Origin of the sequence: Wenzhouxiangella indolica (assembly GCF_042310355.1) — a bacterium.
Taxonomy (GTDB): Bacteria; Pseudomonadota; Gammaproteobacteria; order Xanthomonadales; family Wenzhouxiangellaceae; genus Wenzhouxiangella.
In genome coordinates this window covers 1-13,790 of the sequence record NZ_JBHJMR010000013.1, presented here as the reverse complement: position 1 = coordinate 13,790, position 13,790 = coordinate 1, and the positions used below count along the sequence as shown (strand labels likewise).

The 13,790-nt window shown below is 52.5% G+C and carries 9 protein-coding genes; all 9 read left to right on the top strand.

All coding sequences use genetic code 11. The features are described 5' to 3' along the window. Window positions 1–70: 70 nt before the first annotated feature. Entirely contained in the window at window positions 71–1,408 is a 1,338-nt protein-coding gene (locus ACDC67_RS12725) for a hypothetical protein (RefSeq protein ID WP_376693698.1), read from the top strand. Window positions 1,409–2,559: 1,151 nt separating this feature from the next. Further along, complete coding sequence (locus ACDC67_RS12720; RefSeq protein ID WP_376693696.1) at window positions 2,560–3,219, top strand: hypothetical protein; 660 nt, start codon at window positions 2,560–2,562, stop codon at window positions 3,217–3,219. Between the two features lie 97 nt (window positions 3,220–3,316). Next, on the top strand, window positions 3,317–4,936 hold the full coding sequence (locus ACDC67_RS12715) for an ATP-dependent nuclease (RefSeq protein ID WP_376693694.1): 1,620 nt from the start codon (window positions 3,317–3,319) through the stop codon (window positions 4,934–4,936). A gap of 38 nt (window positions 4,937–4,974) precedes the next feature. Next, window positions 4,975–5,250, top strand: a complete 276-nt coding sequence (locus ACDC67_RS12710) for a hypothetical protein (RefSeq protein WP_376693692.1) — start codon at window positions 4,975–4,977, stop codon at window positions 5,248–5,250. A 274-nt stretch (window positions 5,251–5,524) separates the two neighbouring features. Then, on the top strand, window positions 5,525–7,837 hold the full coding sequence (locus ACDC67_RS12705; protein WP_376693689.1) for an N-6 DNA methylase: 2,313 nt from the start codon (window positions 5,525–5,527) through the stop codon (window positions 7,835–7,837). A gap of 207 nt (window positions 7,838–8,044) precedes the next feature. Then, window positions 8,045–8,413, top strand: a complete 369-nt coding sequence (locus ACDC67_RS12700) for an XRE family transcriptional regulator (protein ID WP_376693687.1) — start codon at window positions 8,045–8,047, stop codon at window positions 8,411–8,413. A 162-nt stretch (window positions 8,414–8,575) separates the two neighbouring features. Next, on the top strand, window positions 8,576–9,046 hold the full coding sequence (gene parS, locus ACDC67_RS12695) for a type II RES/Xre toxin-antitoxin system antitoxin (protein WP_376693685.1): 471 nt from the start codon (window positions 8,576–8,578) through the stop codon (window positions 9,044–9,046). Between the two features lie 874 nt (window positions 9,047–9,920). Beyond that, entirely contained in the window at window positions 9,921–12,293 is a 2,373-nt protein-coding gene (locus ACDC67_RS12690; protein WP_376693684.1) for a TnsA endonuclease N-terminal domain-containing protein, read from the top strand. Beyond that, on the top strand, window positions 12,293–13,363 hold the full coding sequence (locus tag ACDC67_RS12685) for an ATP-binding protein (protein ID WP_376693683.1): 1,071 nt from the start codon (window positions 12,293–12,295) through the stop codon (window positions 13,361–13,363). Before ACDC67_RS12690 ends, ACDC67_RS12685 begins: the two co-directional genes overlap by 1 nt. Window positions 13,364–13,790 lie beyond the last annotated feature (427 nt).

Sequence of the window (13,790 nt, the reverse complement as noted above, 5' to 3'; positions counted from 1 at the left end):
TTCTCCAGAGTGTCTAGAGAATCCGGACCGATTCACCGACCCAGATGCTGCACACCATTACTATTCGCGAATGAAGATGCTTTTCCGAACCGCCCTGGCAGCATCAGGCCTCCTTCTGGCTTCTTGTGCCGAGGATGGCGACTATGAAGTTGCCACTCGACAGAAAGTCGATCGCTCCGAACTTCCGGAACTAGGCCAGATCGGCTGGAGCCAGGACGATTTCGACTCGTTTGTCGTCAGCGAGGCATATGCCAAGATCGTACCGGAAGCCAAGTGGCCTGGGCCCATAGGAGAAATGCTAAACCTGGTGGCCAGGGATCCTCAGGGCAATCTTCCCGAGGGCTGGGATCTTCCTATCGATGATCGATGCCTGTACATCGGGATCGACCATAGGCGCCCGTCATGGCGTCTACATCACAGAGGTCGGACTCTGTTTTTCGTTCCCTACCAGGTGCCATCGTCGAATGGCACGAATGAAACGGCGCCCCGGAATTATTTGGCCGCCCTTGATGAAAGTCAGTCGCTACGGCGGTACGACATCGGAATCGCAAGTTTTGATATCAAGCTTCTCCAAAGAACCGAGCGGCTCTTGCTCGTTGAGCGAGATGTAAATGCGCTGCTGCTTCGAGATATCACTATCGAGGGATCCGGTCTGGAGATCAGTGATCCGTCGGTGCTGGTTGAGCCAGAAAGTCGACTAAAGAACTGGACTGTCGAGCTGGATTCTGAGGGGGCAGTTCATGTCGCCTGGTCGATTCAGGAGGGAAGTGGTCGCCAACATCCCGCCTTTTATGCCCGGTTTGATGGTCAGGCCCTCACTGAAGAAGATAGCCTGCTTCTAACTAGATCGTCGACGGGAAATACCGTCAAACTGATAGCCAAGCAAGGAAGAATGCTGGCTGCCTGGCAGGACTCTCGCTTCGCCTCGGGACTTGTTGGAGTTCAGAATGCAAGCAAATTGTTTTTTGCTAGAGTTGATTGGGATTCTTTGCAGCGGGATCAGCCTACAGTCGTGAATCAGCCGTATGAGGAATCAGACGGCGCTAGCGCTCCCATCTTTGCGAAAGTTCACAATGACCGCGTACTCGTATTTTGGAGCACTACATTGACCGGAGAACTACAGTGGGCGGAACTAAGGTACTCCATTTTTGACGATGATGATCGACGGCTGACTGTGGCTGAGGGCAATATAGAGGGCGCAAGCCTTCTGGATGCCGCCACGAAGAGGCTTCGTCGGATGCAACGAGGAAACCCAATTGGAGATCAGCCCGGCCCTACGGATCAGGAGTGTGACCTTTGGGAGGAGAAGGTGCGGTCACTACCATTGCAAGACGCTGGCCCGATCGATATCCATGGTCGACCCATGCCGCTGATCAAAGGAGGCCACGAGGAGCCCGATGATTCCTAATCTGGTCTTGAAGGGCGCCTCGAAGGGCAGAGACGCGCTCACCGCGTCAAACTAAGCGGGGCCGATCAAGCTTCAGTCCCAAGCTGGCCTACCCGAGGCGAGCCGGACAGGTTGTGCGATATTTTCAACATAGCTTGTCTGAAACGGACAAGTTATGGTTTCGGACCTACAACCACTATGGTTGGGGAAGCATAAAGTGGCCACGATGAGGAAGCATAAAGTGGCCACGGCATTAAGTGTCTGATTTATTGACTACAAATTTGACTTTTCCAAATCGATCGGTCAACTCTTGATCGGCTGCGTTGGCCCTCTTCACAGGAGACGTTCTACTGGGCTAATTACTCTCTCTCAAGAATTTCACGCCAACCGGCAAAGCATCTCCTTCCCGATCTAACTGGCCAGCGGGCAGTCGCCTTGGGCCCCCTCAATGACTGTCCCAGAAGCTGCGGACGTGCTCGGGATTGATCCCATGAGTCCATTTACAGGGCCACTTCGCCGGGCGTGCTCCTGACCTTTCTATCCTTTGATCTATTCTAGCGTCTCGTGATCTGCTAGCAATCGTAGGGGAACAAGGCGGAAATCTGAGCCCGCGAGAGTGGCTGCTTGCCGGCTTTAACTCCGGCCCTGTCCAGAGATTAACCTTGACCGAATGTAATCATCAGTCACATACTAGCCGGTGGCAGGATCCAGGTTGGAGACCGTAGATTTGAAGGGAGCGGCTAAGCTCTGGGGCTTTATGACAATCACCGTTTTTGCAATGGCAGAACGTTTTCTTGTAGCAACTTAGCCTAGCGACAGCTTCACCGCAGATAGTTATTGAACGAGACGACTGATGGTTTTACCCAAAAATCGCTTGAGCAAAAATGTTCCGCGTAGATCCCCTGCCCCATTTCCCTTCTCCAACTTCCCCATCAGCCACAAGCCAAACGTTCCTCAGTTTGGGCCAGCAATGGGAATCTCAATAGTTTGGTCATAATAGACCTCCTTTTTGTATTCCCAGCAGTGTGGGTGGTTGTATGGTAAGGATACATTGGTGAGTCCGGATCGCGCAACACCTAACAAGTCGCTCAAGTACGTTCCGGCCCTGACGGGCTTCCACGGGACGCGCCAGAGGCGCGCCGCTCAGCTCAAACGTTGGATTTATTTAGTAAATGCCGATATTTAAAGGAAGGATTGGTGCCAGGAAAAAGTCAATAAGTCCCAAAGAACACGGAATCTGGGACGTAGCAGTAAGTAAACTGGCTGAGGCGCGTTCTAGTATTGAGGCAATGGAAAATGCGGTGAGCCGTTACTGCTATACGGAGGCCTGGGGCCGCTTCGTTGACTCATTACAAGAAGCTTGGGTTTCATTTGACCACGAAGGGAAAGACAGTGTCCCCAAATACAGCGCTTGGATAGCTCCGATATATCGTCAGAGAAAGGAAGACGAGTTGCTACAGTACCTATATCAGGCCCGTCACCAATCGCAGCACGGTAAAGTGCCCCTAGCGTGGACCGGCGCCCATGTAAAGATCGCGCCAAATTGGTCAGGACACATTGCGCGGCTAGACCTATTTAAGGATATGAGTTACAGATTCGATGCGCAACCACAAGATGGCAAATCTACGCCAACACTAGAGTATTCGCCAGGTGATCCCCTATTACCTGCGATTGAAAATAGAAGATACAGGCAGACGTTCAATCCTCCTAAGCAACACCTTAAAAGAGCTCTACCTTCAAAGGATCCTGTCGCAGCTGCAAAGTTGGCGTTGAATTACTACGAGGTATTAGTTCAGAGGGCGAAAAATGAGCTATTGCAGGAAAAAACCTAACAAGCCGCTCAAGTACGTTCCGACCGTAAAGAGCCTCCACCGGCCGCACTTACGCGCGCCGCTTAGCTAAGACGTTGGCACGCATAGAGATGGATTAATGACGATCCCAATCAAGTACAACTCCGCCCAGGCGATCCACGACGGGGATGCTCCCCTGGTCATAATTGGTCCGAACGGTTCCGGCAAAACTCGGTTCGGCCTGCAGCTGGCCAAATGGAACGATGCCGAGACGATAGCCGCGCTACGGAACATTGCGCTCGCAGAGAACATCCCAATGCAGTCGCTGACCCAAGCAGAGCAGGAGCTAACGAATCACAAACAGCGCCACAGGCAGCAGCCTTGGAATATCTCGTCCGAAATTAACAACCTATTCGCCAAGCTTATGGCCGAGGATTCGGCATCGGCCATCGACTTTCGTGACACCTACAATGAGGGAGTCGAACCGGAGATTACGAAACTTATGCGATTGCAGGATTCGTGGGAGCGTCTGTTCCCTGGGCGCCGAATCGTGTTCAAGGGCTACACCCCCAAGGTCACTTCCGAGTATGTGGCGGGAGAGAAGGAATATGCTGCACAGTCGATGAGCGACGGAGAACGCGTCGCCCTCTATCTAGCAGGGCGCGTCCTCGATGCCAAACCGGGCGTTATCGTCGTTGATGAGCCGGAGGTTCACCTCCACTCACGGCTTGCCATGCAGTTTTGGGACGAACTCGAACGCCTGCGATCGGACTGTCGCTTTGTCTACATAACCCATGATCTGCCATTCGCCCAGTCTAGACAGGCATCTGGTTATTTGATCGTGAAACCCGGCAGCAACCCTCAGATCACACCCGTGGAACAGGGCGTTCCGCCGGACGTTTCGAAGGAGATCCTAGCAGCGGCCTCATTCTCGATCTACGCAGACACAGTCGTTTTCTGCGAAGGCACGGAATCCAGTGTGGATCAACGCGTATTGCGAGCGTACTACAACGACCGGAGCATTGCCGTTGTTCCAGTGGGCTCGTGCCGCGATGTTATCAAGTGCACCGCAGCATTCTCTGATTCGGCGGTTGTTCAAGGCATGAAGGCGATTGGCATTGTTGACAGAGATTATTGGCCAAATGCTTTCCTGGACTCATTACCTAGTGCCGTTCACGTCTTGCCCGCACATGAGATTGAATCCCTCCTTTGCCACAAGTCAATTTTCCTCGCGGTATCGGAACATATTGGGAACCCAAACGAGCAGAGCGAAGTATTATATGGTGAATTCCTAAACGAGGCCGCAGCAAAATTCACCGGTGCCCTAAGAAACAAACAGGTATCCGAACGATTTAAAAACCGATGCACGGACCAATTTAACCGAGCGCTCAACGCTTTGAAGGTCCAAGAATCCGATGCCGCGACGCGCCAAAATCATGAGGAAGAGCTTGATCCAGCCAAGTGGGCGACATCTCCCAAAAATATCATGGATGCCGAAGCTACTATCATAGACGACGCGGTGTCAAACCCAACAGAACATCTGGTGCGCGTCCTTCCGGGCAAAGTATATTGGCCATTGCTGATTGGAAAGTTAGGCTTATCGAAGGACGCCTACATCCGGCTGATTGTTGATGCCCTTGTGGCTAAGGATTCGTCGCCCTTATCGTCTCTTGGGCACAATCTAAGGGAGGCCATGGATGAACTGATGCCCGCGTGCCATCAAGGCACTCCAGCCGACCCGCCTTCGGTTAGCGAATGAGCGCTGTCCTTAAGTGAGGCTATTCCTTTGGAGGATAAATGAATCTCTACACAAAAGACGGAAAACCACTCCAAGTTTTAGGTGACAAAGTCTACAGCCAGTCAGGCACGGTTGTCGGCAAAATTAAAAGTGAGAAGGTTTTCGGACCAGATGGTCGCTATATTGGAACCATTGTGAATGATCGACTCGTTTATCGGTCAACCCATAGTGCTTCTGCTAGTAGCCCGTTTGCTTCAGCCAATCGCGCTGGAACTGCGCGATCGAATAGAGCAGCCTCAGCTATGTGGGGCGATGAGCCAGATATTCCAGACTGAATGTGCGCCGGCTTTTTCGAGGCTTCCGGCAAGTGCCTGATGTGATCGCCGGCGTGAAGCTGAATGGAGTAGAAGAGCGAAGAATCAGCGTGACCGCCGGATGATCAGCCAGTGGTTCCGCTCGCAGAGATTCTGAGCATCACTAAGGCCGGCTTGGCGACTTCCGCTGATTTTACACCCTTCTTCCTTCCATCATAGTATGCGTGCTAGGTGTCTAGGTCTTCCAGATCGGTTCAAGAGTAGATGGTGCTGCTCCCGCCTGTAGGAATTGATGATGAGAAAAGATATCGGAATTAACATCGAGCGCCGGGGTTCTAAGTTTGTTGAGAAGGAAACCGGTCGTTCAGCGGTGATCGCCTTGCTTGATCCCCTGGTGAAGGGGGACATTCCTGACGAATTATCCCCGGAGCTTGTTTCTAAGCTCCTGCGTATGTTTGGTGGATCAGATCCCAGGAACCAGCACTTTTCAAGCTTGCCTCTAGCAAAGTTTGTTGCTGCCCTTGCAGAACAAGAAGAGCCGAGCGCCATATTAGATCCGGCTTGTGGGTCTGGATCAATGCTCCGTGCGATAGTTGACGCGACCTCCCCGTCTACCGTTGATGCGGTTGAGAAAGATACCGAGATCCATCGAATTGCAGAAGTCATGCTAGGTCAAGAGGCTTCAGTAAGGCGCGCTGACTTTTTAGAGATCCGCAACCAGCTTGGTAGCAGCTATGATTTAATAGTTGCTGACCTCCCGCTTGCCGCAAGACTTTCTGATGGACAAAAAGAGCTTTTCCCAGAAAGAGCTCCGAGAGGACTATCAGAGGCATTTGTTTATTCATGCTGTGAAAAACTTAGCAAAGGCGGTCTTGCCATTGTTACTGTTGAAAACAGGCTCGCGACAAGCTCCAAATTTCGCCAAACTTTAAATAAGCTCAACTGTTGCGTCGCAGGAGCAATATATGTTCCGAGTGGCCTGATTCCAGGTACTCTAGTATCCGCTCATTTGCTGTTAATAGAGGTGGGATATCAGCAACCAATTTTTACGGCAAAGCTTCCAGAGACTGATGAGCAGATCGCTACCGTACTGAAAAATTGGTATCGCCGTTCTCAAAGTGGCCATCCAAGTCTGGGTTGTATTTCCGAATGTGAGAAATTTCTTGGCTATCCGGCGATTGAGGCTGCGTATAAACTGCGTAGCCAATTTCGAAAAGGAATGTTTTCTCCTTTACCTGCCGATCAAGTCTTCGCAGGAAAGCCTGAGCGGTTTGATCCTAAAGACGATGACTTGAGTGAAGTAGGTCCGAATGAAGCAATTATTGATATTACGGGAACAGTACGCATTGAGGGCAATACGCCGCCGAGCAATCGCCCCTCGTTTCGCTTCAAGTTGAATGGGGCTGTAGTCGATCCAGCATTCTTCAGGAGCTATATAAAGTCTGAGCTTGGGCAATTGACCATGCAGGCGAGTGCGGCCAGGTCCGATACTGGACTACTAATGCCAACCCGTTTGATGCTGGCGACGTTTTACTTGCCAAACTTGGAAGCACAGGGTCAAATTACTGATGTCGAACGTCGACTTGAGAGGCTTGAGTCCGAAGTTTCAGAGACTCGTGAGTTAATTTGGGAGGGCCAGACCTCCGCAGATGAATTGGAGAATCGGCTTGAGTTTATAAATCGAGATGACAAGGACAGTTTTTGGTTAGAAACACTTCCTTACCCACTTGCTAGTATTCTATGGCGACATCGAACAGCTGAGGCAAAGGCAGTTGTTCGGCTCCCAATATTGAAGGACTTTTTCGAAGCTCTTTCTGCCTTCCTGTCGACAGTCCACCTCAGCGCCTTTACATCTGACGATCATCAGTGGGCACATGTTCAGCCAAACCTCATTTCAGGGCTAAAACGAGCAAATACATCTTTACAAAGGGCGACGTTTGGAACGTGGAAAACAGTTCACGCTACTTTAGCAAAAGAACTGAGAAGGATGCTTGATGATAATGAATTGAAGTCCCTAGCATTTGAGATCTATTGTATTCACAGCGAAAGATTTCTGCGTGCAATTTCTGAATCTAGGCTTGCTAAGATATTTGACGAGGCTAGCGGCTTACGTAACCAATTCCTCGGTCACGGCGGCGCAATGGGTGAGAGTGTTGCGACGGGTCTTGAGAAAAAGTTTCTTGATCTTCTACAAGATGTCCGTGAGGTTTTTGGATTGGCGTGGAGATCAGTCGACTTGGTTCAGCCGGGCTCTTCAAGCTTCCGAGATGGTCAACATCACTATAAAATGCCCAAGCTAATGGGAACAAGAAGTAGTTTTGAGCGAGTTGAGCGCTCAACTACCAGTCCAATGGATGTTGACTCCCTATACCTGCTAGGTAATTCAGAGGCAGTTGGATTAAAGCTTCTTCCCTTTTTCCGGATGGCGAAATCACAGTCTCCGAGCTCTTGCTACTTCTTCAACCGTTGCGAATCACAGCACGTTCGATTTGTTTCATACCATGATGAAGAGAGTCCAGAGATAATTCGCGAGGCTCCCGGGACGCGCGAGGCTATCAGAAATATTACGACGAGTAGGTCTTTGGTGGACTTCGATTCGGGTCTGTGATGGATTTTGCAGTCGCTGAGCCCCGTTAGGGCGCGCATGTTGTGAATTGGCTGGGCGTGGTCCGCCTTGCGGTTGGGCGCCGCCAAGCTCATTGTGCTGTGGCTGTTTTGGAGTTTTGGCCCTCGTTGGCCCGGGACAGAATGTACTCGCTACGTGGTGGAGTATACTTTCCGGGAGGTGCAAATTAGGAGCTAGGCTGGGCCTGCCATGAGCAATCCTTCGGGTTGGACGAACCGGATCATACGATCTGACGGAACGGTCGACGTTGATGCGCTGGCTGGGATTCTGCTCGCCACCAAGGCCGAACTGGTGGCCTCTGTCGGCCTATCCCCCGAAGACGGCCCAGACGACCCGCAGCGGCGCTCTGAGGTAGCTCAGCGTCGATTGCTGGCCCTGGTGTATATCCTGGAGCGCGTAGCGCCGTGGACCGGCCACCCGAGAATAGCTTTCGCCTGGTTTCGGTCGCAGTCATTGCCCAGTTTTGGGCTCATGACTGCCGAGGACATGCTGAAAATGGGGCGAGAATCTGCGGTGGAGGGGTATCTGGATCGGGTGACCGCTGGAGGGTACGCCTAACGCCGCTGGTCTGGAGTTTTGAGCAGAGCTGCTAGCCAGGCTTGTCGTAGTAGCCCACAGCGGCAGGAGCACATCCCAAGATGCGCCTGCAGGGGCGCGTTTGCACGGGTGAGGGCAGCTGTTTTAGGATCTGGCCATTGAAGATGGTCAAATGACTATCTGGTGGAGGGCTGTGTCATGGCTGGTCAAACCGAACACGAACAGCTCGCCATTTCCGCCCGGGATTTCCGGTTCTACGCCTTTGATGCCCTTGGCGGCGGCCACTCGATCACCGAGATGGTCCAGATGATCAGCCGCGGCTTTCTCTCCGGCAAGGTGATCCGGCTGGCCGCGGAGTACCACATTCCTGAGCCCCTGTTGCAAAGAACGCTCCATATCTCCCCCAGCACCTTTCAGCGGCGCAAACGCGGCGGCCGCTTCACCGCTGACGAATCAGACCGGTTTGTCCGGCTTGTGGGCTTGTACGGAATGGCCGAGGACGTCCTCGGCAGCAAACGTGACGGTAGCGAATGGATGAGTGCGCCCAACCGGAGTCTCGGCGGAGTTTCGCCGGCGGAATTCGCGATTACGGAAACCGGTGCCCGCGAAGTCGAGGAGCTCCTCGGTCGGATCGCCCACGGCGTGGTCGCCTGATTGTGCGGGCCTAACGCGTAGACCAGAGAAATGACCCGATCCCCTGTCTGACCAAGGCGCCGAAATGTACGGCGGGCGGTGGAGTCCGCGCGGGGCTCCCGCACCGTCCCTCGGTGTAGGCACCTTCCCTGAAGCCGTAAATTTGTATCCGATTCTCGGTCTGAACAGCCACAAACTGCCAGTTTCCGGGCACCCTGGAGGTCCTCCAGTAAATTATCGAGGCACATAACTCCTCGGTAAGATTCCTAACCAATCCTATAAAACTCAGGAAGTATCAGAAGGGTGCGCGCTAGCCCCGACCCCCACTCAGAAGTGTCCGTAAGCTCACGAAAATTTGTATCCCAATTTCATGATTGTATTGACAAAAATGGCAAATTCTTCGGCTGTACAGAGCTGCCGGATTGTTGTAAGCTCGGGCACTAACTAGGAGCAATCAGACGCAGCGAGAGATGGCCAGCGACACAGAAACCTACTTGGACCTATTCAGGACCTACGGGCCTGTGCTGACGGTTGATGAGCTGGCGCGCGTTCTGAAATACCCCTCGGCTGGCGCGGTCCGTCAGGCACACGCCGCGGGGAATCTACCCGTCCCACTTGGGCGGTTTCCTGGTAGGCGAACATTGCTTGCAAAGACGCGGGAGGTGGCTGACGCCATAGAACAGCGTCTCTCCCTGGAGCAGAGAGGAGAGGAGGTAATGGTCGGGAAATAGACTGACGCGAAAACGACAAAGCCCCGGGTTGCAGCCCGGGGCTCTGAGGATGGTGCCGTAGTTTAGGGTTCTCCGGCACCCTCCATTATCCACACCTAACCTGGCCCGTCAACAGTCCAGACGGCCGGAGACGGGCGAGTCATGCCCGAGACATGGAGGGACCAATGTTATCCGACGACGAATTTGAGCCTTATTTGGCTGACCTGAGCATCCCGGATGAGGGCCGCCAGTATGTGATCCAAAGCCGCAAAGAAGCCCCCACACGCCAAATCGGCCGAGGTGCAGAGCAGTCCGTCACGGGACATGCATTCTCTGAGATCAATCAAGCAACGCGGTGTTTTGAGTCGAGAGAAGAATTAGCCTGGATCAGGAGGCTGGAGCACCAGAGCAAAAATGTTCTTGAGTACCATTCTCAGCCTCTCCCAATCCATATCTACAGGCACGATAAGCTCGGTCGGCCACAGTACCGAGACTACACTCCTGATCTCCTGGTTCTGCTCACCGATATCGTCCAGATAATAGAAGTCAAGACCGCAAAGGATGCCCAGCAGCTTGTCGAAAGCAATCCCAAAGACTGGGTACAAGAAGGAGACTGTTTCACTTTCCTCCCGGCGCGAGCGTACTTCTCCAAAATTGGATTGGACTATAAGGTTGGCTTAGCCGAAGAAATCTCCCGCTTGGAAGCTAGAAACCACACACTGTTGCACCGAGTTCGCTGCACCATGACCGAGCCCGATTTGGATGCCGTCAAAACGATCACGGACCGACTGTCAAAAGAAACATTTCTAACGCTCGGCTACATTCGCGAATCTCTTGGAGATAGTCACTTCCATGCCGCCCTCTGGCTGATCGACCAAGGTGCAGTTTCCGCCGATTTACAACGCCAATCTTTAGTTGATGATTGCGCCATCGTTGCGGAAAATGAGGAACTGCTCGAATCCGCAGCGAGTGAGCTCCACGCACGCAACAAGCAAACTTTTGAGAGCGTTGACATTGCTGAATTTGGCAATAGAAAGGCGGTCGAGCATTACGCATCGAAGGAAGGGGCCGAACACGGCACGGGCCGAACTGCTCGCAGATATCGAAAGAGATTAGCCTCTGCCCGCCCAGGTTCAGCCAGATCTTCGGTTCTTATGCCCCAGTTTCATCTTAGGGGAAACCGAAAACCCAAGATCGCGCCGGAAGTGCAGGAACTGCTTACGGAATTCGTACACAACATACCGAATGAGAGCTTTAACAGCCGGAATGAGGCATTCCGGGAGTACAAAAGCCGAGCAAGAAAAGCTCATCCGGATAGCCCGCCAGTATCGAAGAAGACTTTCAGTGAGCGCTTCAAGGGTCTGGATCCCGTCACGATGGCCCGAAAGGCCGGTGGTCGTCGAGCCGCGAATCAGGCAAGGGCGTCCACCCCGGCCATAAAGAGACACGCCCAAGCACAACGGCCTTTTGAACGCGTGACGATGGATCATACCCAAATGGACGGCTTTGTTCGTGTCGCTACGTCTTCACTTGGCGCTTTAGTCCTTCGACCATGGCTAACTATTGTCACCGACGAGGCAACGCGAGTGATGCTCTTTTTTCTCTTGACGCTCAAGCAGCCATCAAGGCGGGTATTTGCGCTGGTGTTTCGCGAGTTGGCAAGGCGTTACGGCAGGATATTTGAGTCGCTACATACAGATGGCGGCAAGGACATGAACTCTGTGTTTACCAGGCAGCTGGCTGCCGAATACGAATTTACCTACACGGTCAGCCCAAGTGGAAACAGCCGGTGGAATGGCATACAAGAGGGCGTGTTTGCGAGCGTAAATTCGTCATTCATCGCTGATTATCCTGCTCAGTGCATTCAATGGAAAGAGCGCTCGCTTTCCAGAAAGTTTCAGCCATACGACAAAGTGGTAGACAACCTATTAACGCTGTATCCCAAATTCGAAGAAGCCAAGGCTGCCTACAACGAGAAACTCGCGCCAGGGTCTCGCCTTAGCAGAGGGCTGCTGTTCAACAGGCTTCTCGAACGATTCCCCATGAGTGGAATTCCGGTCGATGTTGATAGCCGGTTTCAGGTTGCGACCTCCGTTGACTGCGATGACTATACCGTGTCAGATCGCGGGAGTATCCAGAAGCTCGGGAAGCACTACACGCCGACTTCAGACAATCTAGTCACTGGCCCACGTAAGAAAGAAGTCCGAGAAGACCCGGAAAACCCCTACCTGATCCGCTTCTTAGTCGATGGCCGATGGCAGTGTGCTACGGCGCCAGGATTCGAGCGTTTTGAGGGCTTGTCGCATGCAGTTCGACTAGATGAGGCGGCGCACCACCTCGAGGGTGCCGAAGCAAAGGCCCACCTTGATGAGCTCGCTGCTGAGAACCAACACGAAAAACTGGTTGCGTTAGCTGAGGTTGAGAAAGAAAGGCTTGAAGAAAAAAGACGCCACACAGTAAAGAGGACATCCTCAACTATGCGAGATAGAGCAGAGTCGATCGGGCTATTCGCCGGATTGGAAAGGCCCGAAATGGAATTTGATGAACAGGATGACTAATGGAAAAAGAAATTGCGAGTTGGGCAAGGATTAAAAAAGATCAAATTCTTTCCAAGAAATTACACCATAAAACATATCGCGATGCGCTGTCCGCCCTGCAGACGGAGCTGGCCTACTCGGATGTTGGTGAGGTCATTGTTCTGACCGGTCCGTCGAGGGCAGGCAAGACATCACTCTTAAAGCGATTAGCCAGAGAGTACCTAGACGCATCAGGTGGTGATCCAATGAGTGAGAACCCATTCGTGTATGTTCTGGCGCTCAATCGAGCTCAGGAAGGTCGTTTCTCCTCGAAAGCATTCTATGCGGATCTTTTAAGGGCGCTTGAGCACCCAGCATACTCAACATCCGCGGAAAACGCCTCGATTCGTAAGGCTAACTTAGACCGAGTTGATAGAAGGAACACCCCCGATCTGATGGCAGCATGTGAGCATGCGCTAAGGTACCTCCGTACGCGTTTTTTGGCCATAGACGAAGCGCAGCATATCGAGTGGCACGGAAAATCTGCACACGTTCGAACCGCCATTTTGGACTCGTTTAAAAGTTTTTCGGCCAGTGCGGAGGTTACGCTGGTACTCGCAGGCGCGTACCCAATCGTCCGCATGCTGCGTAGCTCCAACCACATGGTCGGGCGATCATCGATAGTTGAATTTACACCGTATGGCGTGACGGAAGAGGATGCTTTTGAGTTTCTAAAGGTTCTCGAATGGTATTCGCAAGGGGTTAGGTTCGAATCTGGTGTGACTTCCCTAAGTGATTGGGCAGAATACATCTACACCTACAGTCTTGGTGTTGTCGGGGCCGTAGGCCGCTGGCTGCGCTCCGCGCTCGCGAGGATGGAGAAAGAAGGGGACACCGCCCTGGCATGGCGTCATATGGATATAGCGCGCCGAAACGATGGCGATCTCAAGGCAATAGCCGCAGAGATTGAACTCGGCGCAGAACTCCTTAACAAGACTCCGGAAAAGCGTCCGGTAGATTGGAAAAAGGTTAAGGCGTCCGAAAAGTCAAAGCGAGGACGTAAGCCTTTCGAAATACGAAATCGCGTCTACAAAAAGATGATAGACGAATGAAATTATTCCGGCTTCATCCTTTAGGTATAGGCTCTTCAGAGGTTGAGTCTATTAACTCATTTCTGATTAGGTTGGCAACCCTGCACGGTCTTTCAGTGAATGAGCTCAGAGCATTGACTTTGAATCGATATAGCGAGGATCCCGGGTGTGCCGACGAGAGGGTGCGTTCTACCTGTGCGATTCAGAATATTAGCCACCTTGTTCAACCAACTAGTTTCACCCGTCAGCTCGTTGAGCAGTTAACAGCTGCAACACAGCAGAGTCGTCTTTCCTCAATGACCTTTCTTCCTCTTGGCGATGAATTCGGACGGCAAAAGGGAGTATTTAGGCCTCTGTTGAATTTTGAGTGGGTATCATCGCCTCGGGACCCTGATTGGAGCCGGAGTGATGAGCGCACAGATTTTCGAAGCCGCCCTTGGCCTGACGC

Bases quoted from the DNA above. Each gene is read 5' to 3' on its own strand.
- ACDC67_RS12725 (WP_376693698.1), top strand. From the start codon at position 71: ATGAAGATGCTTTTCCGAACCGCCCTGGCAGCATCAGGCCTCCTTCTG.
- ACDC67_RS12720 (WP_376693696.1), top strand. From the start codon at position 2,560: ATGCCGATATTTAAAGGAAGGATTGGTGCCAGGAAAAAGTCAATAAGT.
- ACDC67_RS12715 (WP_376693694.1), top strand. From the start codon at position 3,317: ATGACGATCCCAATCAAGTACAACTCCGCCCAGGCGATCCACGACGGG.
- ACDC67_RS12710 (WP_376693692.1), top strand. From the start codon at position 4,975: ATGAATCTCTACACAAAAGACGGAAAACCACTCCAAGTTTTAGGTGAC.
- ACDC67_RS12705 (WP_376693689.1), top strand. From the start codon at position 5,525: ATGAGAAAAGATATCGGAATTAACATCGAGCGCCGGGGTTCTAAGTTT.
- ACDC67_RS12700 (WP_376693687.1), top strand. From the start codon at position 8,045: ATGAGCAATCCTTCGGGTTGGACGAACCGGATCATACGATCTGACGGA.
- ACDC67_RS12690 (WP_376693684.1), top strand. From the start codon at position 9,921: ATGTTATCCGACGACGAATTTGAGCCTTATTTGGCTGACCTGAGCATC.
- ACDC67_RS12685 (WP_376693683.1), top strand. From the start codon at position 12,293: ATGGAAAAAGAAATTGCGAGTTGGGCAAGGATTAAAAAAGATCAAATT.